Annotated in this window: 18 protein-coding genes and 1 pseudogene; 11 read left to right on the top strand and 8 right to left on the bottom strand. The window is 71.3% G+C overall.

Features of this window, described 5'->3' with window-relative positions; genetic code table 11:
- Positions 1–55: 55 nt before the first annotated feature.
- From rlmN to ACQUQD_RS11765, 5 genes are all read left to right on the top strand, one after another.
- Complete coding sequence (gene rlmN / locus ACQUQD_RS11785; RefSeq protein ID WP_428952009.1) at positions 56–1,162, top strand: 23S rRNA (adenine(2503)-C(2))-methyltransferase RlmN; 1,107 nt, start codon at positions 56–58, stop codon at positions 1,160–1,162.
- Between the two features lie 228 nt (positions 1,163–1,390).
- A complete protein-coding gene (locus ACQUQD_RS11780) occupies positions 1,391–2,467 on the top strand; it encodes a thiamine ABC transporter substrate-binding protein (RefSeq protein ID WP_428952008.1) in 1,077 nt (358 codons plus the stop codon).
- The gene (locus tag ACQUQD_RS11775; RefSeq protein WP_428952007.1) at positions 2,443–4,137 is read left to right on the top strand and encodes an ABC transporter permease; all 1,695 of its coding nucleotides are present in this window, start codon (positions 2,443–2,445) and stop codon (positions 4,135–4,137) included. Before ACQUQD_RS11780 ends, ACQUQD_RS11775 begins: the two co-directional genes overlap by 25 nt.
- A gap of 9 nt (positions 4,138–4,146) precedes the next feature.
- Positions 4,147–5,196, top strand: coding sequence for an ABC transporter ATP-binding protein (locus tag ACQUQD_RS11770; protein WP_428952006.1), 1,050 nt, complete (start codon positions 4,147–4,149; stop codon positions 5,194–5,196).
- A gap of 9 nt (positions 5,197–5,205) precedes the next feature.
- Positions 5,206–6,018 (top strand): maleylpyruvate isomerase N-terminal domain-containing protein, encoded by an 813-nt coding sequence (locus tag ACQUQD_RS11765; RefSeq protein ID WP_428952005.1) that lies wholly within the window; start codon positions 5,206–5,208, stop codon positions 6,016–6,018.
- Positions 6,019–6,091: 73 nt separating this feature from the next.
- Here ACQUQD_RS11765 and ACQUQD_RS11760 read toward each other — a convergent pair whose 3' ends face one another.
- The 7 genes from ACQUQD_RS11760 to ACQUQD_RS11730 form a co-directional block, all read right to left on the bottom strand.
- Positions 6,092–6,760 carry an LAETG motif-containing sortase-dependent surface protein gene (locus ACQUQD_RS11760; protein ID WP_428952004.1) on the bottom strand — a complete coding sequence of 223 codons (669 nt, stop codon included), beginning with the start codon at positions 6,758–6,760 and terminating at the stop codon, positions 6,092–6,094.
- 176 nt (positions 6,761–6,936) lie between these two features.
- The gene (locus ACQUQD_RS11755) at positions 6,937–8,079 is read right to left on the bottom strand and encodes an LOG family protein (protein WP_428952003.1); all 1,143 of its coding nucleotides are present in this window, start codon (positions 8,077–8,079) and stop codon (positions 6,937–6,939) included.
- Between the two features lie 38 nt (positions 8,080–8,117).
- Positions 8,118–8,525 carry a VOC family protein gene (locus ACQUQD_RS11750; protein ID WP_428952002.1) on the bottom strand — a complete coding sequence of 136 codons (408 nt, stop codon included), beginning with the start codon at positions 8,523–8,525 and terminating at the stop codon, positions 8,118–8,120.
- Between the two features lie 73 nt (positions 8,526–8,598).
- Entirely contained in the window at positions 8,599–9,783 is a 1,185-nt protein-coding gene (locus ACQUQD_RS11745) for a hypothetical protein (protein ID WP_428952001.1), read from the bottom strand.
- A complete protein-coding gene (locus ACQUQD_RS11740; protein ID WP_428952000.1) occupies positions 9,765–10,505 on the bottom strand; it encodes an ABC transporter ATP-binding protein in 741 nt (246 codons plus the stop codon). Before ACQUQD_RS11740 ends, ACQUQD_RS11745 begins: the two co-directional genes overlap by 19 nt.
- A gap of 175 nt (positions 10,506–10,680) precedes the next feature.
- Complete coding sequence (locus ACQUQD_RS11735) at positions 10,681–12,060, bottom strand: aspartate aminotransferase family protein (RefSeq protein WP_428951999.1); 1,380 nt, start codon at positions 12,058–12,060, stop codon at positions 10,681–10,683.
- Positions 12,045–12,560 carry an Lrp/AsnC family transcriptional regulator gene (locus tag ACQUQD_RS11730; RefSeq protein ID WP_428951998.1) on the bottom strand — a complete coding sequence of 172 codons (516 nt, stop codon included), beginning with the start codon at positions 12,558–12,560 and terminating at the stop codon, positions 12,045–12,047. The genes ACQUQD_RS11735 and ACQUQD_RS11730 overlap by 16 nt, the downstream gene beginning before the upstream one ends.
- A gap of 176 nt (positions 12,561–12,736) precedes the next feature.
- On the opposite strand from ACQUQD_RS11730, the gene ACQUQD_RS11725 reads away from it, so the two are divergent.
- From ACQUQD_RS11725 to ACQUQD_RS11715, 3 genes are all read left to right on the top strand, one after another.
- Positions 12,737–14,179, top strand: a complete 1,443-nt coding sequence (locus ACQUQD_RS11725; RefSeq protein ID WP_428951997.1) for a gamma-aminobutyraldehyde dehydrogenase — start codon at positions 12,737–12,739, stop codon at positions 14,177–14,179.
- A complete protein-coding gene (locus ACQUQD_RS11720) occupies positions 14,176–14,688 on the top strand; it encodes a DUF1990 family protein (protein WP_428951996.1) in 513 nt (170 codons plus the stop codon). The genes ACQUQD_RS11725 and ACQUQD_RS11720 overlap by 4 nt, the downstream gene beginning before the upstream one ends.
- 156 nt (positions 14,689–14,844) lie before the next feature.
- The gene (locus ACQUQD_RS11715) at positions 14,845–16,047 is read left to right on the top strand and encodes a polyamine ABC transporter substrate-binding protein (protein WP_428951995.1); all 1,203 of its coding nucleotides are present in this window, start codon (positions 14,845–14,847) and stop codon (positions 16,045–16,047) included.
- A gap of 75 nt (positions 16,048–16,122) precedes the next feature.
- Here ACQUQD_RS11715 and ACQUQD_RS11710 read toward each other — a convergent pair whose 3' ends face one another.
- Entirely contained in the window at positions 16,123–17,007 is an 885-nt protein-coding gene (locus ACQUQD_RS11710) for a helix-turn-helix transcriptional regulator (protein ID WP_428951994.1), read from the bottom strand.
- 247 nt (positions 17,008–17,254) lie between these two features.
- Here ACQUQD_RS11710 and ACQUQD_RS11705 point away from each other — a divergent pair, with 247 nt between their 5' ends.
- The 3 genes and pseudogenes from ACQUQD_RS11705 to ACQUQD_RS11695 all read left to right on the top strand — a co-directional run bounded on the left by ACQUQD_RS11705 (position 17,255) and on the right by ACQUQD_RS11695 (position 19,741).
- Positions 17,255–18,271 (top strand): zinc-dependent alcohol dehydrogenase family protein, encoded by a 1,017-nt coding sequence (locus tag ACQUQD_RS11705; protein ID WP_428951993.1) that lies wholly within the window; start codon positions 17,255–17,257, stop codon positions 18,269–18,271.
- Positions 18,272–18,365: 94 nt separating this feature from the next.
- Positions 18,366–18,779: a (R)-mandelonitrile lyase gene (locus tag ACQUQD_RS11700; RefSeq protein WP_428951992.1), complete on the top strand. Its 414-nt coding sequence runs from the start codon at positions 18,366–18,368 to the stop codon at positions 18,777–18,779.
- Between the two features lie 180 nt (positions 18,780–18,959).
- A pseudogene (locus ACQUQD_RS11695) lies at positions 18,960–19,741 on the top strand (AraC family transcriptional regulator).
- Positions 19,742–20,058 lie beyond the last annotated feature (317 nt).

Below are 20,058 nucleotides of genomic sequence, written 5' to 3'. Positions count from 1 at the left end.
TGTCCAGGGCGACGACCCCAGGTCACCGCGTTCTATCTGCGACACTGGTACAGCCATGCCTAAGCCCGGAGAACTCACTTTCGTCGCCCCCCGCGGAGCCAAGAAGCCGCCGCGGCACCTCGCCGACCTCTCGCCCGCCGAGCGGAAGGAAGCTGTTGCCGCGATCGGTGAGAAGCCGTTCCGCGCCAAGCAGCTGTCGCAGCACTACTTCGCGCGGTACGCGCACGACCCGGCGGAGTGGACCGACATCCCGGCCGGTTCGCGGGAGAAGCTGCGGGAAGCGCTGCTGCCCGAGCTGATGACCGTCGTGCGGCACCTGTCGACCGATCAGGACACCACCCGCAAGACCCTGTGGCGGCTGTTCGACGGGACGCTCGTCGAGTCCGTTCTGATGCGGTACCCGGACCGGGTCACCATGTGCATCTCGTCGCAGGCCGGATGCGGGATGAACTGCCCGTTCTGTGCCACGGGGCAGGCCGGGCTCGACCGGAATCTGTCGACCGGCGAGATCGTGCACCAGATCGTCGACGGGATGCGGGCCCTGCGCGACGGGGAGATCCCGGGCGGTCCGGCGCGGCTGAGCAACATCGTGTTCATGGGGATGGGCGAGCCGCTCGCCAACTACAAGCGGGTGGTCGGTGCGATTCGGGCGCTGACCGACCCCGAGCCGGACGGGCTCGGGCTGAGCCAGCGCGGCATCACCGTGTCGACGGTCGGGCTCGTGCCCGCCATCAACCGGTTCGCCGACGAGGGCTTCAAGTGCCGCCTCGCCATCTCGCTGCACGCCCCCGACGACGAGCTGCGCGACACCCTCGTGCCCGTCAACACGCGGTGGAAGGTGCGGGAGGTGCTCGACGCCGGCCTGGAGTACGCGGCCAGGTCCGGGCGGCGGCTGTCCATCGAGTACGCGCTCATCCGCGACATCAACGACCAGGCGTGGCGCGGTGACCGGCTCGGCCGGCTGCTCAAGGGCAAGCCGGTGCACGTGAACCTGATCCCGCTGAACCCGACGCCGGGCTCGAAGTGGACCGCGTCGCGGCCCGAGGACGAGAAGGCGTTCGTCGCGGCCATCGCCGCGCACGGCGTGCCGGTGACCGTCCGGGACACCCGTGGCCAGGAGATCGACGGGGCGTGTGGTCAGCTCGCCGCCACCGAGCGGTAGCCTTGCGTCCGGTAGTACCTACATCTGCATATTCCGACAGGGGAGCGCCACAGCGCTGAGAGTGCGGCACCAGACCTATGGCAGGCCGCAGACCCTCTGAACCTTGCCCAGGTCATTCTGGGTAGGAAGTTCGGACACCACTCAAGCTGTTGCGCCCTGCCCGGAACCTTGTCCAAGGTCTCCGGGCAGGGCCGCGTCTTCTCCTGGTCACCCCCAGGAGGAATTCCAGTGAGCAAGAAGACGTACGTGGCCGTGGCCGTCGGCCTCGGACTGGTCACGCTGTCCGCGTGCGGGTCGTCCGGCACCGCGGGCTCCGGCGGCGACGCCAAGACCGTCACCCTCGTCAGCCACGACTCGTGGGCCGTCTCCAAGAACGTACTGAAGGACTTCGAGAAGAAGTCCGGGTACAAGGTGAAGGTCCTGGAGGACGGCGACGCCGGGCAGGCCGTCAACAAGGCGATCCTCTCCAAGGGCAACCCGCAGGGCGACGTGTTCTTCGGCGTCGACAACACCCTGCTGTCGCGGGCGCTCGACAACGGGGTCTTCTCCTCGTACAAGGCGAAGGGCCTCGGCGAGGTGAAGAGCGAGTACCAGCTCGACGCCGACAAGAACCGGGTCACGCCCGTCGACACCGGCGACATCTGCGTCAACTACGACAAGAAGTACTTCGAGCAGCACAAGCTGACGCCGCCGGGCTCCTTCGCCGACCTCACCAAGCCCGCGTACAAGAACCTGCTCGTCACCGAGAACGCCGCCACGTCGTCGCCCGGCCTCGGCTTCCTTCTCGGGTCCGCCGCGCGGTACGGCGACGACGCCTGGCAGGGCTACTGGAAGAAGCTCGTGGCCAACGGCGTGAAGGTCGTCGACGGCTGGGACCAGGCCTACAACGAGGAGTTCAGCGGAAGCGCCGGCGGGAAGAAGGCGGGCGGCGACCGGCCGCTCGTCGTGTCGTACGCCTCCTCGCCGCCCGCCGAGGCGATCTACTCCGACCCGCAGCCCAAGACGTCGCCGGTCGGCGTCGCGACCGGCACCTGCTTCCAGCAGGTCGAGTTCGCCGGCCTGCTCGACGGAGCGAAGAACACCAAGGGCGGCCAGGCGTTCATCGACTTCCTGATCTCCAAGGAGTTCCAGCAGGACATGCCGCTCAACATGTTCGTCGACCCGGTGACGGAGAGCGCCACCGCGCCCGCCGACTACACCAAGTACGCGGTGCAGGTCGACGACCCCGAGACCATGAGCCCCCGCAAGATCGCGGACAACCGTGACGACTGGGTCAAGGCGTGGACCTCGCTCGTAAGGAAGTGACGAAGGCGCGGGCGACCCGCGTCCGCCGGCCCGGGAACGCGACGCGGCTCGGCCTCATGGCCGTGCCCGTCGTGTTCTTCGGCGTCTTCTTCGCCTACCCGGTCGTCGCGATCGTGCGGCGGGGGCTGTACGCCGACGGCGGCCGGCACCTCGGGCGGATCGTGGACGTGCTGGGGGAGCCGGACATCCGGCACGTCCTGTGGTTCACGGTGTGGCAGGCGCTCGCCTCGACCGTGCTCACCCTGCTGATCGCGCTGCCGGGCGCGTACGTCTTCGCCCGGCTCGACTTCCCCGGCAAGCAGGTGCTGCGGGCCGTGGTGACCGTGCCGTTCGTGCTGCCGACCGTCGTCGTCGGGACCGCGTTCCTGGCCCTCGTCGGCCGGGGCGGGCTGCTCGACGAGCTGTGGGGCGTCCGGCTCGACACCACGGTGTGGGCGATCCTGATCGCGCATGTCTTCTTCAACTACGCGGTGGTCGTGCGGACCGTGGGCGGCCTGTGGTCGCAGCTCGACCCGCGCCAGGAGGAGGCCGCGCGGATGCTCGGCGCCTCCCGGCTCGCGGCCTGGCGCACGGTGACGCTGGCCGCGCTCGGCCCGGCCGTGGCGGCCGCGGCCCTCATGGTCTTCCTGTTCACGTTCACGTCGTTCGGGGTCGTGCAGATCCTCGGCGGGCCGGGCTACTCGACCCTGGAGGTCGAGATCTACCGGCAGACCGCGCAGATCTTCGACCTGTCGACCGCGGCCGTCCTCACCCTCGTGCAGTTCGCGGCGGTCGGGCTGATCCTCGGCGTGCACGCCTGGACCGTGCGGCGACGGGAGGGCGCGCTGCGCCTCGTCGACGCCGCGCACACCGCCCGTCGGCCGCGCGGGGCGGGCCAGTGGGCGCTCCTCGCCGGGGTGCTGGCGACCGTCCTCGTACTGATCCTGCTGCCGCTCGGCGTGCTGGTGCAGCGCTCGCTCGACGCTCCGGGCGGATACGGCTTCGCGTACTACCGGGCGCTGGGCGACGCCGACGGCGGCACCTTCCTCGTGCCGCCGATCAACGCGATCTGGAACTCGCTGGAGTACGCGCTCGCCGCCACCGCCATCGCGCTCGTCATCGGCGGGCTCGCCGCGGCGGCCCTGACCCGGCGCGCGGGGCGGCTCGTGCGCGGGTTCGACGCGCTGCTGATGCTGCCGCTCGGGGTGTCCGCGGTGACCGTCGGGTTCGGTTTCCTGATCACCCTCGACAAGCCGCCGCTGGACCTGCGGGCCTCCTGGATCCTGGTGCCGCTCGCGCAGGCGCTGGTCGGCGTCCCGTTCGTCGTCCGCACCATGCTGCCGGTGCTGCGGGCCGTCGACGGACGGCTGCGGGAGGCCGCCGCCGTACTCGGCGCCTCGCCGCTGCGGGTGTGGCGGGAGGTCGATCTGCCCATGGTGCGGCGGGCGTTGCTGGTCGCGGCGGGGTTCGCGTTCGCCGTGTCGCTCGGCGAGTTCGGGGCGACGGTCTTCATCGCGCGGCCCGACAACCCGACGCTGCCGGTCGCCGTGGCACGGCTGCTCGGCCGGGCCGGCGACCTCAACTACGGGCAGGCGATGGCTCTTTCGACGGTCCTCATGGTCGTCTGTGCCGTCTCCCTGCTGTTGCTCGAACGTATTCGGCCCGCCAAGGCCTCGACCGGGGAGTTCTGAGGAGTCTGTATGCCGGCGCTGCTGGAGTTGGACGACGCGACCGTACGGTTCGGCGGGCGCGCCGCGCTCGACGACGTGGACCTGGAGGTCGCCGAGCACGAGATCGTGTGCGTGCTGGGGCCCAGCGGCAGCGGCAAGTCGACGCTGCTGCGGGCCGTCGCCGGACTGCAGCCCCTGGACGGCGGGCGGGTCCTGCTCGACGGGCGTGACCAGAGCGGGGTGTCCGCGCACAAGCGGGGCGTGGGCCTGATGTTCCAGGACCACCAGCTGTTCCCGCAGCGGGACGTGGGCGGCAACGTCGCCTTCGGGCTGCGGATGCACGGCGCGGCCCGGGACGAACAGGCTTCCCGTGTCGGGGAGTTGCTCGAGCTCGTCGGCCTGCCCGGCGCCGAGCGCCGGGCCGTCGCCGCGCTGTCCGGCGGTGAGCAGCAGCGCGTCGCCCTTGCCCGGGCCCTCGCGCCGCGCCCCCGGCTGCTCATGCTCGACGAACCGCTCGGCCAGCTCGACCGGTCGCTGCGCGAGCGGCTGGTCGTCGAACTGCGCGAACTCTTCGGCGAGTTGGGCACCACCGTGCTCGCCGTCACGCACGACCAGGGCGAGGCCTTCGCGCTCGCCGACCGGGTCGTCGTCATGCGCGACGGGCGGATCGCCCAGTCCGGCACCCCTCTCGACGTGTGGCGCCACCCGGCCGACGAGTTCGTGGCCCGCTTCCTCGGCTTCGACAACGTGGTCGAGGCGACCGTGTCCGTCTCGGGCGACGCCGCGGACACCCCCTGGGGCAAGGTGCCGGTGCCCGCGGGCGCGGCGCCGGGCACCGCCAGGATCCTCGTCCGGCCCGCGGGCGTACGCCTCGTGCCCGCCGCCGACGCCCAGTTGCTCTGCACCGTCGCCGCCCGCACCTTCCGCGGCACGCACGTCGCGCTGCACCTGCAACCGGACGACGCGCCCCGGCTCGAAGCGGCCTGCGCCCTGCGCGAGGCACCGGAGCAGGGCGCCGAGGTCGGCGTCGCCTTCGACGCGGCGGAAATCGTGATGCTGGGCGGCGGCCCCGATACGTAGGGTCGGCGCATGACGACCTCAGCGCCGCAGTCGCCCGGACAGCTCTCCCACGACCGTCATTGCGACGAAATCATCGCCCAGACCGCTCTGTTGAGGGGACACCTGGCCGATGCCGACCTCTCCGTGACCGTGCCGACCTGCCCCGACTGGAGCCTGCGCGAACTCGCCGAGCACGTCGGCCGCGCACACCGCTGGGCCGAGGCCATGGTCCGCACCCGGGCGACCGAGGCACTGCCCGAGGACGAGGTGCCGGACCGGGCACCGCGGGACAGCACGGCCGCGACGCTCGGCAGCTGGCTCGACGACGGGGCGCGGCGGCTCGCGGACACCCTGCGCGCGGCCGGTCCCGACACCGCCTGCTGGAGCTGGGCGTGGCGGCACGACGCCGGGTTCTGGGCCCGCCGGATGACCCACGAGACGGTGATCCACCGGGCCGACGCGGCCCTCGCGGCGAAGGACGACTACGACGTGGCGCCCGAGGTGGCCGCCGACGCGATCGAGGAATGGCTGCGCATCGTGCGCTTCGTCCAGGACGTCGACGCCCGGGACTGCGCCCAGGAGTTGAAGGCCGGCGGCCGCACCCTGCATCTGCACGCCACCGACACCGCCCCGGAACTCGCCGCCGAGTGGCTGATCGAACTGCGCGACGAGGGCATCGTCTGGCGTCGCGACCACGCGAAGGCCGACGTCGCGCTGCGCGGCCCGCTGACCGCCGTGCTGCTCGCCTTCTACCGCCGCGAACCGGTCGACGGCGGCCGCGTCGAGGTCCTGGGCGACCGGGAGTTGCTCGACCACTGGCTGGCCCGGGCCACCTTCGCCTGAACGCGAAGAAGGGGCCGTACGGGACACCGGCCCACCTGCTCGGCCAAGGCGCCCGTACGACCCCTTCAGATGCTCAGCGCTGGGCGGCGCCGCGCTTGCGCAGCGCGAACACCACACCGCCGCCCGCGACGACCAGAGCCGCGGCGACACCGGCGATCAGGCCGGTGTTGCTGTTGGCACCGGTCTCGGCGAGGTCCGAACCACCGGCCGGGGAGGCCGAGTTGCTCGGGGCCGGGGCCGCCGGGGTGGTGGACTCGGACGCCGACGGGGTCGGCGTGGCCGACTCGGCCGGCTTGGACGTGCTCGGCGCCGGGGAGGACGGCGTCGGGGTCGGCTTCTCCGTGGCGCAGGCCGTCGCCGGGGTGGTGACGCCGCCCGGGATGTCCTTGTCCACGTCGTACTTGTCGGTCTTCACGTGTACGCGGTACTGCGTGTTCGGGGCCCAGTTCTCGGTGAACGTGATGGTGGTGCCCTCGCGGGAACCGGTCACGGTCTGGGTGCCGACGAGCTTCTCGCTGTCGCCCGACCCGGTGAACAGGGTGATGGTGGCGGGCGTCCTCGAGGAGTCGACGTCCTTGACGGTGATGACGCCCTGGTCACCGTTGCAGCTGGCCTCGGCGGTGAAGTCGCCGATGGAGCACGCCGAGGCGGAACCGGCTACGCCCAGCGTCAGCGCCGTCGCGGCGGCAGCCACTCCGGCGAAGCGCGCGGCGCGTGCGGATATACGGGGGGTTACGGACACGGTTGTCCTTCACGGGATCAAGTGCAGAAAACGATGGGTGCCGTGGGGGAACGCGTGGCTCCTGCCTCAACACCCTCACGGTCCCCTCACGTTTACAAGCGCCCATAACGCAGCGTCAATACACAGAGGGGCCTCAGAGTTCAGTCTTGACCCGCGCTTGACCCGGCGGCCGGCTCTCACGTCATGCGCGTCAGCGCCTCGCCCGCCTCCTCGACCGAGTCGACGAGCGCGATCCGCGACTCCATCGACCGGCCGCGCGCGAGCGCCTGCAGCAGCGGCCACGCCGGCAGCCGCTCCGTCCAGTGTGCCCGGTCGACGAGGACCATCGGGGTCGGTTCGCCACGCGACTCGTAGTAATTGGGCGTGGCGTTGTCGAAGACCTCCTGGACCGTGCCGGCCGCGCCGGGCAGGAAGATGACGCCCGCGTTCGAGCGGGCGAGCAGGCCGTCCTCGCGGGTGGCGTTGGCGAAGTACTTGGCGAGGTGCGCGGCGAACGCGTTGGGCGGCTCGTGCCCGTAGAACCAGGTCGGGATGCCGACCGAGGCACCGCCGCCGGGCCAGCGCGAGCGCACCTCGAACGCGGCGCCCGCCCAGTCCGTGACCGAGGGCGTGAACGACGGCGCCTTCGCGAGCAGCCGCAGCGCCTCGTCCAGCATGCCGTCGGCGAAGGGCGCGGCGTACCCGCCCAGGTTCGCCGCCTCCATCGCGCCCGGACCGCCGCCCGTCGCCACGGTGAGACCGGCCCGCGCCAGCGACCGGCCGAGCCGGGCCGCCCCCGCGTACTCCTGGGTGCCGCGGGCCATCGCGTGGCCGCCCATGACGCCCACCACCCGGGCCCCGGCGAGGAGTTCGTCGAGGGCGTCGGAGACCGAGTCGTCGTGCACGGCACGCAGCATCGACGCGAACACATCGCCGTCGGCCTTGGTCCGCTGGAACCAGTCGTACGCGCGGGCGTCCGGCGTCGCCTCGTACCCGCCCGGCCCGGACAGCCCCTCGAAGAGCTCCTCCGGCGTGTAGAGGTGGCCCCGGTACGGGTCGAAGGGAAGGCCGGGCACCGGCGGGAAGACGAGGGCCCCGGCGGCCCGCACCCGCGCGGCCGCCGCCGGCTCCATCGGGCAGCCGAGGAAGACCGCCCCCGCGACATCGGCGGCGAGCAGCCGGTCCGAGCGGTCCGTCAGATCGACGGCCTGCACCCGGTGACCGGCGAGCGTGCCGTGCGCGTCGACGGTCTCGTCGAACTCCGCGAGCGTCTCGATCTCGCGGTCGGACGTGGTCCGGGGCGGGGACGGTTCGGATGACTGCTCAGGTGTCGTCTGCACCCGCCCATGCTAAGCACCCCCGCCGCAACGGCAGTTGCTCAGCCCTCCACGACCGACGGGTCCATCCACATCACCTCGAAGGTGTGGCCGTCCAGGTCGTCGAAGGCCCGGCCGTACATGAACCCGTGGTCCTGCTTCTCGCCGGTCTCGGTGCCGCCCGCCGCGATCGCCCGGTCGACCAGCTCGTCGACCTTCTCGCGGCTCTCGGCGCTCAGACACAGCAGCACCTCGCTGCTGCTCGTCGAGTCGACGATCGTCTTCTTCGTGAAGCTCGCGTACTTCTCCTTGGAGAGCAGCATGATCACGATGTGCTCGCTGACCACGATCGACGAGCAGGTGTCGTCGGAGAACTGGGGGTTGCGCGCGTATCCGAGCTCGGTGAAGAACGTGGTGGCCGCCGCCAGGTCGTTCACGGCCAGGTTCGGGAAGATCATCTGCTGGTACATGGGGTGTCCGTCGCCTTCTCGGTCCGGTGGTCTCGTGTCGTACGCAGAGTTAGACGCCGGGCCGCGGCAAAACTCATCGCACGGCCAGCGGACTCGCCGAAAGTTCCGCGACGGCCCAGGTCAGCGGGCCGAAGAGGGCCAGCAGAGCGCCCGCGCGCAGGGCCGCGGCCCCGCGCAGCATCGTGGCCGGCGCACCGAGCCGCAGCAGCGCGGCGGTGGTGTGGCTGCGGGCCTGGCGCGCCTCGACGGCCGCGGTCGCCAGCGTGGCGAGGGTGCAGCCGACGACGAGCACCGCGCCGAGCGTCGTCAGCGGACCGAGGCCCGGGTCGGCCTTGCCGACGTTCCCGTACAGCACGTTCGCCGCGTACGCCCCGGAGGCCACCGCGCAGACGACGCCGAGCGGGCGCCCGATGCGCCGCGCCTCCTCCTGGAGCACGCGCCCGGCGAGCAGCCGGACGGCCCCCGGGCGTACGGCCTGGAGGACGCGCCCGCACTGGTAGGTGAGACCGGGTCCGGCGAGCGCCAGGCCGAGCGCGGTCAGCGCCCAGCCGGCCAGCACTCCGCCCGGGCTGCCGCCGAGCCCGCCCGGCATCGGCGGCCCGTCGGCGCCGCGGGCGTGCGAGGCGTACGTCTCCACGGCGAGCCCGGCGGCGAGCAGCGCGACGCCCCACGGCAGGCCGGTCGGCGCGGGGGTCGGCTCCGCGGCCGCCGCGGCCCCTTCCTCGGCGGCGGCCTTGCGGGCCTTGCCCGGCTGGGGGCGCAGCACGAGGGCGCTGGCGCCGGACGCCACCAGCGGCACGAAGGTGAGCAGGGTGAGGGCGGCGGCCAGCGGCAGCGGCCGGTCGGCGGCGAGGAGCCGGCGGGCCGCGCCGTCGAACGGGAGCCCCGAGAGGTCCCCGCGCAGGTGCAGGAAGAACAGCAGCGCCAGCATCGAGCCGAGGGTGCAGGCGATCGCCGTGGAGATCGCCGACAGGAGGGTGAGGCGCGCCGGGCCGAGGCCCACGGCGGACAGGCCGGGGCGCGGTTTCGTCCCCGGGTCCGAGCGGGCCACGGCGACGGCGAAGTGCACGGTGGCGGCGAGCGGTACGGCGCACCAGGCCAGGCGCAGCAGGGCGTTCGTGGACGCCTCGGGGTGCCCCATCGCGTACCCCAGGGTGCACAGCAGCAGGAATCCGGTGCCCGCCGAGGCGGCGGCCACCAGGAGTCTGCGGAGCTGGACCAGGGGATGGGAGCCGCGGGCTAGACGGAGAGCGAGCACGCGGCCCGGCCTTCCGCGTCGGTGGCCCCGGCGGGCAGGTGCACGGTGTTCACCCGGCGTCCGTCGAGCAACGACACCGTGCGGTCGGCGAGCGCGCTGACGTCGGGGTCGTGGGTGGCCAGCACGACGGTGATGGCGTGCGAGCGGGCCGCCGCCGTCAGCGTGCGAAGAACGTGGGCGCGGTCGGCGCGGTGCAGCGTCGCGGTCGGCTCGTCGGCGAACACCACGTCCGGGGCGTGCACCAGGGCGCGGGCGATGGCCACGCGCTGCCGCTCGGCCATCCGCAGGGCGCCGGGGCGCTTGCGGGCGAGGTGGCCGACGTCGAGCCGGTCCAGCCATTCGTGGGCGGCGGTCTTGGCGGGGCGCCGGCCGGTGCCGCGCAGCATCAGCGGCAGGGCCGTGTTCTCCCACACGTTCAGCTCGTCGACGAGGGCGGGTTCGGGGTCGATCCAGCCGAACCGGTCGCGCCGCAGCCGCTCGCGCACCAGGGCGCCCATGGTGTGCACCGGCGTGCTGTTGAACCACACCTCGCCCTGCTGCGGCAGGAGCTGGCCCGACAGGCACTGCAGCAGCGTCGTCTTGCCGGCGCCGCGCGGGCCGCTGACGGCGAGGATCTCGCCCTCGCGGACACCGAGCGAGACGCCGGTGAGCGCGGGCGAGCCGCTGTGCGTGAAGTGCAGGGCGCGTGCCCAGAGAACGTCGTTGTCCGGCGGGGCCACCATGGGCGTACACCTCGGTTCAGATCAGTTGCCTTACCCCGTAAGGGGGGAACGAAGGCGGGGCCGATCGGTCACTGGGCACGGTAGGTATCCCTGAGCGGATGCCGGACAAAGGACGCGGCCCGGCCGCCCCCATCTCACTCGGATGGGCGCAGCCGGGCCGTTGCCCGAAGGAGGATCAGATCTTCGTCCAGGCCTCCGTGAGCACCTGGCGGATGATCCCCTCGATCTCGTCGAACGTGGACTGGTCCGAGATCAGCGGCGGGGAGAGCTGGATGACCGGGTCGCCACGGTCGTCGGCGCGGCAGTACAGGCCGTACTCGAAGAGCTTCTTGGAGACGAAGCCGTAGAGCACGCGCTCCGACTCCTCGTCCGTGAAGGTCTCCTTGGTGGCCTTGTCCTTGACGAGCTCGATGCCGTAGAAGAAGCCGTTGCCGCGGACGTCGCCGACGATCGGCAGGTCGTGCAGCTTCTGCAGCGTCTGCAGGAAGTTGGCCTCGTTGTCGAGCACGTGCTGGTTGAGGCCCTCGCGCTCGAACAGGTCGAGGTTGGCGAGACCCACCGCGGCGGACACCGGGTGACCACCGAAGGTGTAGCCGTGCAGGAAGGTGTTGTCGCCCTTGTAGAAGGGCTCCGCGATGCGGTCGGACACGATCGCGGCACCGATCGGGGAGTAGCCCGAGGTCATGCCCTTGGCGCAGGTGATGATGTCCGGGACGTAGCCGAACTTGTCACACGCGAAATACGTGCCGAGACGGCCGAAGGCGCAGATGACCTCGTCCGAGACGAGCAGCACGTCGTACTGGTCGCAGATCTCGCGCACGCGCTGGAAGTAGCCGGGCGGCGGCGGGAAGCAGCCGCCGGCGTTCTGCACCGGCTCCAGGAACACGGCCGCGACCGTCTCCGGGCCCTCGAACAGGATCTCCTGCTCGATCTGGTCGGCGGCCCAGCGGCCGAAGGCCTCGGGGTCGTCGCCGTGGATCGGGGCGCGGTAGATGTTCGTGTTCGGCACCTTGTGCGCGCCCGGGACGAGCGGCTCGAAGGGGGCCTTGAGGGCCGGCAGGCCGGTGATGGACAGGGCGCCCTGCGGGGTGCCGTGGTAGGCGACCGCGCGCGAGATGACCTTGTACTTCGTGTGGTTGCCGTTGAGCTTGTGGTACTGCTTCGCCAGCTTCCACGCGGTCTCGACGGCCTCGCCGCCACCGGTGGTGAAGAAGACCTTGTTGAGGTCGCCCGGAGCGTGGTGGGCCAGGCGCTCGGCCAGCTCCACCGCCTTGGGGTGGGCGTAGGACCACACGGGGAAGAAGGCCAGCTCGGCCGCCTGCTTGGCGGCGACCTCGGCGAGCTCCTGGCGGCCGTGGCCGGCCTGGACCACGAACAGGCCCGCGAGGCCGTCGAGGTACTTCTTGCCCTTGTCGTCGTAGATGTAGGTGCCCTCGCCACGCACGATGGTGGGAACGGGCGCGTTCTCGTACGACGACATGCGGGTGAAGTGCATCCACAGGTGGTCGTACGCGGTTCGGCTGAGGTCCTTGCTCACGGCTATCGGGTTCCCCACATATAGGTCTGCTTCTTGAGCTTGAGGTAGACGAAGCTCTCGGTGGAGCGCACGCCGGGCAGCGCCCGGATGCGTTTGTTGATGACGTCCAGAAGGTGGTCGTCGTCCTCGCAGACGACCTCCACCATCAGGTCGAACGAGCCCGCTGTCATCACGACGTACTCGCATTCCGGCATGGCCGTCAGCGCGTCCGCCACGGGATCCAGGTCGCCCTCGACGTTGATGCCGACCATCGCCTGCCGCCGGAAGCCCACGGTGAGCGGGTCCGTGACGGCGACGATCTGCATCACGCCCTGGTCGAGCAGCTTCTGCACGCGCTGGCGCACGGCCGCCTCGGACAGGCCGACAGCCTTGCCGATGGCGGCGTACGGGCGCCTGCCGTCTTCTTGGAGCTGCTCGATGATGGCGAGGGAGACGGCGTCCAGCGGCGGACTTCCGCCGTTCTTCGGACGGGGTCCCTTGGGGTCTGCGCTGCGACTGGCCACGACCTCACTGTGCACGAGGACTCGACAGTTCCGCAAGCCCGGATCGATGAAATCCGTTGTTTACGACTTCGATACTCACGGATTTCGTAGGTGCGGGGTGGCGGGGGGTGTCGAAAACGTCGGTGGACGGATTAGGGTGGGTGTCTCAAGCAGTGGACATCCGTCTTTTCCATCCGCAAGGAGGCCGGTCAGTGACCACCAGTGAGCTGCGTCGTCTGCGCAATTACATCGATGGCGAGTTCCGGGACGCCGCCGACGGCCGGACCACCGAGGTGGTCAACCCGGCCACCGGCGAGGCGTACGCCACCGCGCCGCTGTCCGGGCAGGCGGACATCGACGCCGCCATGGCCGCCGCCGAGGCCGCGTTCCCGGCCTGGCGCGACCTGACCCCGGCCGAGCGCCAGAAGGCCCTCCTCAAGATCGCGGACGCGTTCGAGGAGCGGGCCGAGGAGCTCATCGCGGCCGAGGTCGAGAACACGGGCAAGCCGATCGGGCTCACGCGGTCCGAGGAGATCCCGCCGATGGTGGACCAGATCCGCTTCTTCGCGGGCGCCGCCCGGATGCTCGAAGGCCGCGCGGCCGGCGAGTACATGGAGGGCCTGACCTCCATCATCCGCCGCGAGCCGATCGGCGTCTGCGCGCAGGTCGCGCCGTGGAACTACCCGATGATGATGGGCGTGTGGAAGTTCGCCCCGGCGCTGGCCGCGGGCAACACCGTCGTCCTCAAGCCGTCCGACACCACCCCCGCCTCCACGGTCCTGATGGCCGAGATCATCGGCTCGATCGTGCCCAAGGGCGTCTTCAACGTGGTGTGCGGCGACCGTGACACCGGCCGCATGATGGTCGAGCACGAGACCCCGGCGATGGCCTCCATCACCGGTTCCGTGCGCGCCGGCATGCAGGTCGCCGAGTCCGCGTCCAAGGACCTCAAGCGCGTCCACCTGGAGCTGGGCGGCAAGGCCCCGGTCGTCGTCTTCGAGGACACCGACATCGCCAAGGCCGTCGAGGACATCTCGGTCGCGGGCTTCTTCAACGCGGGCCAGGACTGTACGGCCGCCACCCGCGTCCTCGTCCAGGAGTCCATCCACGACGAGTTCGTGACCGCGCTCGCCAAGGCCGCCGCAGACACCAAGACCGGCCAGCCGGACGACGAGGACGTGCTCTACGGCCCGCTCAACAACCCGAACCAGCTCAAGCAGGTCTCCGGGTTCATCGAGCGCCTGCCCGCCCACGCCAAGGTCGAGGCCGGTGGCCACCGCGTCGGCGAGAAGGGCTTCTTCTACGCGCCGACCGTCGTCTCGGGCCTCAAGCAGGACGACGAGATCATCCAGAACGAGGTCTTCGGCCCGGTCATCACCGTCCAGTCCTTCACGGACGAGGCGCAGGCCACCGAGTGGGCCAACGGCGTGGACTACGCGCTGGCGTCCTCGGTGTGGACCAAGGACCACGCGCGCGCGATGCGCATGTCGAAGGTCCTCGACTTCGGCTGCGTGTGGATCAACACGCACATCCCGCTCGTCGCCGAGATGCCGCACGGCGGCTTCAAGAAGTCGGGCTACGGCAAGGACCTGTCGGCGTACGGCTTCGACGACTACACGCGCATCAAGCACGTGATGACGTCGCTGGACGCGTGACCCTCACCTATCCGGAGGTCGGCGCGACCCTGACGGACGGTCACCTGCCGTCGGGGTACGCCCACATGGACCGTCGTGTCCGTCTCGGCTCGGGGCCTGAGTGCTTCGAGCGGGCGGGCGCGGCGGTTCTGTCGTGGGCGGCGCAGCGCGGGGCAGGGCTGACCGTGACACCGCCGGACGCCGTCCGGGAGGACGCCGACGTGGTGCTGCGGGCGCCGTTCCTGCCCGGCGTGCGGATCCCGTGCCGCGTCGTACGGGTCGTCCGGGACGAGGCACGCGCCGGCTTCGCGTACGGGACGCTGCCCGGGCATCCCGAATGCGGCGAGGAGGCCTTCCTCGTCGAACGGGACGCGGACGGCTCCGTGTGGTTCCGGATCCGGGCGTTCTCGCGGCCGGGGCGGTGGTACGCCCGGGTGGGCGGGCCTCTGGCGCGGGCCGTGCAGAGGTGGGTGACCGGGCGGTATCTGCGGGCCGTTCAGCGGGCGGCCGCCTCGTCGCCGCGGGCGTGACTCCCGTTCGCGGGCACGGAGTTCGCCGAGGTTGCCCGCGCGGGTTCCCGCGCCGTCGGCGGGCCCGAAAAGATCGACAGGGTGTCGGCCGGGGGCCGCGCCGCTCGACGCAGCGTCCATTGCCCGGGGCCGGACAGCGGCGGCATCCTGCACTGCGTGCGAGCCAACCGTGTCACCTCCCAGGTCACCCGCCGTTCCCTGCTGCGCGCCCTCGGCGGTGGTGCCGGCGCCGCGGCGGTCGGCGCCCTCGCGACGGGGTGCGGGGTGCCCGCCGCCTACGTGGCGCCCGGCGACCGCGCGGCCAAGGACCTCTCGTCCGGCGACAAGCGCCTCACCTGGGCGAACTGGCCGCTCTACATCGACGTCGACGACGACAACCCGTCGAAGCGGCCGACGCTGGACGCGTTCGAGAAGCGGACCGGCATCCAGGTCAAGTACACCGAGGAGATCAACGACAACGACGAGTTCTTCGGCAAGATCAGCCCGTCGCTGATGAACCACCAGAAGACCGGCCGCGACCTCATCGTCATCTCCGACTGGATGTGCTCCCGCTTCGTCCGCCTCGGCTGGGTCCAGGAGATGGACCGCGCGCGCCAGCCGAACGTCACCGAGTACCTCGATCCGCTGCTGCGTTCGCCGGCCTTCGACCCCGGCCGCAAGTACACCGTGCCGTGGCAGTCCGGCATCACCGGCATCGCGTACAACAAGCGCCGGCTCGGCCGCGAGATCAAGCACGTCTCCGACCTGTGGGCCGCCGACCTCAAGGGCCGGGTCACCCTGCTCTCCGGACTCGACGAGTCCTTCGCGCTGCTCATGCAGGGCAACGGCGTCGACATCACCAAGTGGACCGCCGACGACTTCCACCAGGTCTGCGACCAGGTCGAGAAGCTCGTGCGCACGAAGCACATCCGCCGCTTCACCGGCAACGACTACATCAAGGACCTGTCGAGCGGTGACGTCCTCGCCTGCCAGGCCTACAGCGGTGACGTCATCCAGCTCCAGGCCGACGATCCGGACATCGAGTTCGTCGTCCCCGAGGAGGGCGCCGAGCTGTGGGCCGAATCCCTGATGATCCCCAACCTCGCCGACCACAAGGCCAACGCCGAGCGCCTGATCGACTACTACTACGCGCCCGAGGTCGCCGCCGAACTCGCGGCGTGGGTCAACTACGTCTGCCCGGTCCCGGCCGCCAAGGACGTCCTGGCCTCCTCCAAGGACAAGGAGACGGCCGAACTCGCCGAGGACCCGCTGATCTTCCCCGACGACAGGATGCGCGCGCGGCTCGCGATCGCGCGGGACATCAGGTCGTCGGAGCGCACGCAGTTCGCGAAGCGGTGGAACGCCATCGCAGGATTGTGAGGCGGGGGCTGCCCGACCTGTGACGAGACGCCCCCGCGGGTGCCCGTCGGCACGCTGGCGTCGAGTACCCGCAGGTCATCCGGCTCGTTCCGCGTCGGCGTCGGTCTCCTGCGTGGCGGCCCAGGAGGCGAGCAGGCGCAGGCCCTCTTCGGAGGGCGAGCCGGGTTCGGCGGTGTAGATGGTGAGGGTGAGTCCGGGTTCGGCGGCCATCTCGAGTCCTTCGAAGGCAAGGGTGAGGTCGCCGACGGCCTGGTGGTGGAAGCGTTTGGTGCCGGTGCCGTGGTGGCGGACGTTGTGGGCGCCCCAGCGGGTGCGGAATTCATCGCTGCGGGTCGACAACTCGCCTACGAGGTCGTGCAGTTCCTTGTCGTGGGGGTTGCGGCCGGCCTCGGTGCGCAGGATGGCGACGGCGATGTCGGCGAAGAGGTCCCAGTCCGGGTAGAAGCGGCGTGAGGACGGGTCCAGAAAGTTGAAACGGGCCAGGTTCGCCTGGTTGTGCCGCGAGGCGTAGACGTCCGCGTAGAAGGCCCGGGCGAGCGGGTTGGCGGCGAGGATGTCCAGGCGGCCGTTGCGGACGAAGGCGGGGCCGGAGGTGATGGCGTCCAGGGTCCATTGCAGGCTGCGGTGCGGCGTCCACTGCCGGGCGGCGCGGCGGCGGGGGCGGGTGAGGGCGTCGGAGCCGTCGGCGGCCTGGGCGAGGTTCAGCAGGTGGGCACGTTCGGCGTCGTCGAGCTGGAGCGCGCGGGCGACGGCTTCCAGGACGGCCGGGGAGACTCCGGCGAGGTTCCCGCGTTCGAGCTTGGCGTAGTACTCGACGCTCATGTCGGCGAGACCGGCGACCTCGCTCCTGCGCAGGCCGGGCACGCGCCGTCGGCTGCCGGAGGGCAGCCCGGCCTGCTCCGGGCCGATCTTCGCGCGCCGCGAGGTCAGGAACTCGCGGACCTCTTCATGGTTGTCCACACCTCGACGGTACGTCCGGAACGCGAGCTGAGGGATGTACTGCCGGTACACCCCTTGACGGTGACTCGCTCCGTGCGCGAAGTGCCGGTTTCCTGGAAGACGTGGTGCTCCTCGCCCGTCGTGCGACGACTGGCGAGGACTCCATGCCCGGCCGGACGGCTCACCTCCGCTGCGGACGGCGCGCTCCCTGTCCGGCGTCGCCCACTCACCCGTCCGGCGTACGCCCCCGTACGTAAGGAGCCCTCTCATGCGCGGAGCCGTGATCCACGCCCCCGGCGACATCCGATTCGAGACCCTGGAGGACCCGAAGATCCTCCAGCCGACGGACGCGGTCATCCGCACCGCCGTCACCTGTGTGTGCGGCTCGGACCTGTGGCCCTACCGCGGTCTGGAGCCCACGGACGAGCCGCACCCGATGGGCCATGAGTACGTCGGCTTCGTGGAGGAGGTCGGCTCCGAGGTCACCGCGGTCGAGCCGGGCCAGTTCGTCGTCGGCTCCTTCGCGACCTCGGACAACACCTGCGCCAACTGCAGGAACGGCTTCCAGTCCAGCTGCCTGCACCGCGAGTTCATGAGCACCTGCCAGGCCGACTACGTGCGCATCCCCAACGCCCAGGGCACCCTGGTGGCCACCGACGAGGTCCCGGGCGAGGAGCTGTGGCCGAGCCTGCTGGCCGTCTCCGACGTCATGGGCACCGGCTGGTGGGCCGCGGACGCCGCCGAGGTGAAGCCCGGCTCCACGGCCGTCGTCGTCGGTGACGGCGCGGTGGGCCTGTGCGCGGTGATCGCCGCCAAGGAGAGGGGCGCGGAGCGCATCATCGCCATGTCCCGTCACGAATCCCGCCAGAAGCTGGCCCGCGCGTTCGGCGCCACCGACATCGTCACCGAGCGCGGCGACGAGGGCATCGAGCGGATCAAGGAACTGACCGGCGGCATCGGTGCCGACAGCGTGCTGGAGTGCGTCGGCACCGCCCAGGCCATGCGGCAGGCCCTGCACTCGGCCCGCCCCGGCGGCAACGTCGGCTTCGTCGGCGTCCCGCACGAGGTCGCCGTCGACGGGCAGGAGCTGTTCTTCTCCCACGTCGGCCTGCGCGGTGGCCCGGCGCCCGTGCGCCGCTACCTGCCCGACCTCATCGAGCTGGTCCGGACGGGCCGCATCGACCCGGGCAAGGTCTTCGACCTCACCCTGCCCCTGGAGCAGGTCGCCGAGGGCTACCGGGCGATGGACGAGCGCCGCGCCATCAAGACCCTCCTCAAGCCTTGACGCCCCAGGCGCGCCGACGTCACCAACGACGCAGCGCGACGCGTCCTGAACCCACCCCGCCCCGCAGCGTCCACGAACGACAAGGAAGATCAGCATGGAGCACATCACCTCGACCCCCACGGCCAAGGCCCCGGCCGAGCGGTTCACCGGCGACGTCTACCTCAACATGATCGAGACCCCGGCCGAGCCCGCCCGCCTGGCCGCCGCTCTGGTCCGCTTCACCCCCGGCGCCCGGACCGACTGGCACCGCCACGCCAACGGGCAGACCCTCTACATCACCGACGGCATCGGCCTGGTCGGTACCCGCGACGGCAGCGTCGTGCGTGTCAGCGCCGGACAGATCGTCAAGTGCCCGGCCGGTGAGGAGCATTGGCACGGAGGTACCGACACCACGCTCATGGCGCACATCGCCATGGTCATCGGCGACGGTGCGGGCGACGGCACCACATGGCTGGAGCCCGTCACCGACGAGCAGTACACGCAGGCCCTCGCCGGAATCAGGGACTGATCCGAGCGACAGGCGTGCCCGGATACCCGCGCCGGGCATGACGCACGGGCGGAGCACAGCGGTGGGCCCGCCCGCGCACGCCAGGGGGGACTCGCCCTTCGTGCTCATGCCCACTCCCATGCTCATGAGGCCACTGTGGGCTCCACCGGGTTCCTCGATCCACCAGTGATCTGGCGTGTGATGCCGGAAACCCGCCACACCGCGACACCGTCCTCTGAGTCCGACGAGGCACCCCTGCAGGGCGGCGCGTGGCTGCCGCACGGTTACCGGCTCGACCCTCCTCGCATGCCCAGGGGCAGATCGTCTACGCCGCCGCGGGCGCGCTGGCCACCGCGACGGAGCGCGGGACCTGGGTCGCCCCGGCCAGCCGGGTCACCTGGACGCCGCCGCGGTTCGCCCACTCCCACCGCTTCTACGGGCGCACCGACGTCCGCCTCCTCGCCGTCCCGGTCGACCTGTGCGCCGGGCTCGTGGACCGTTCCAGCGTCTTCGCGGTGAGCCCCCTGCTGCGCGAGGCGATCCTGGCGTTGACCGACCGGCCGGAGAGGCGTCCCGGCGCCCACCGGCGACTGCTCACCGTGATCGTGGACGAACTCGCCGACGCCGCCGAGCACTCCCTGCATCTGCCCGAAGCCGACGACGACAGGCTGCGCGCCGCCACGGGCCTGCTGCACGAGGACCCCGCGCGTCCCGCCACCCTGGCGCAGCTGGGGCGGACGGTGGGCGCGAGCGAGCGGACCCTGAGCCGCCTGTTCCACACGGAACTCGGCATGAGCTTCCACCGGTGGCGCACCACCCTGCGCATCCATCACGCCCTGGCCCGCCTCGCCGACGGGCTGTCCGTCACCGAGACCGCGGTGGCCTGCGGCTGGTCCAACCCGTCCAGCTTCATCGCTGCCTTCACCGAGGTCGTCGGCCAGACTCCCGGCCGCTATCAGGCGGACCTGCGCAACCACGGATGAGCTTGGCGGCTTTCCGGCATGCGCTGTCCGATCGCCGGTGGTCCGCAGGTCCCGCCCGGTTTCACAGTGGTGTCCGAACGCCGCACCACCCGGGCGGCACACCGTCGTTCGCGTCCTCCGCGCGTCCGTCCACCGCTTCGAGCTCGGAGGCTCGCTCACCCATGACGGCATCACGCGAACACGCGGCCGTCGTCCTCATCGGCGCGGGTGTCGCCGGCCTGACGCTCGGCAGCCTTCTGCTGCGCAGAGGGCGACGCCGGTCTTCTCGACAGCTACTCGCAGACCTGCCTGCCCCACATCTGGAACTACCAGGCGTT

The organism is Streptomyces sp. cg35, assembly GCF_050410835.1.
GTDB lineage: Bacteria > Actinomycetota > Actinomycetes > Streptomycetales > Streptomycetaceae > Streptomyces.
The sequence above is the reverse complement of the archived record's forward strand: the minus strand, read 5'-3'. Positions and strand labels throughout refer to the sequence as shown.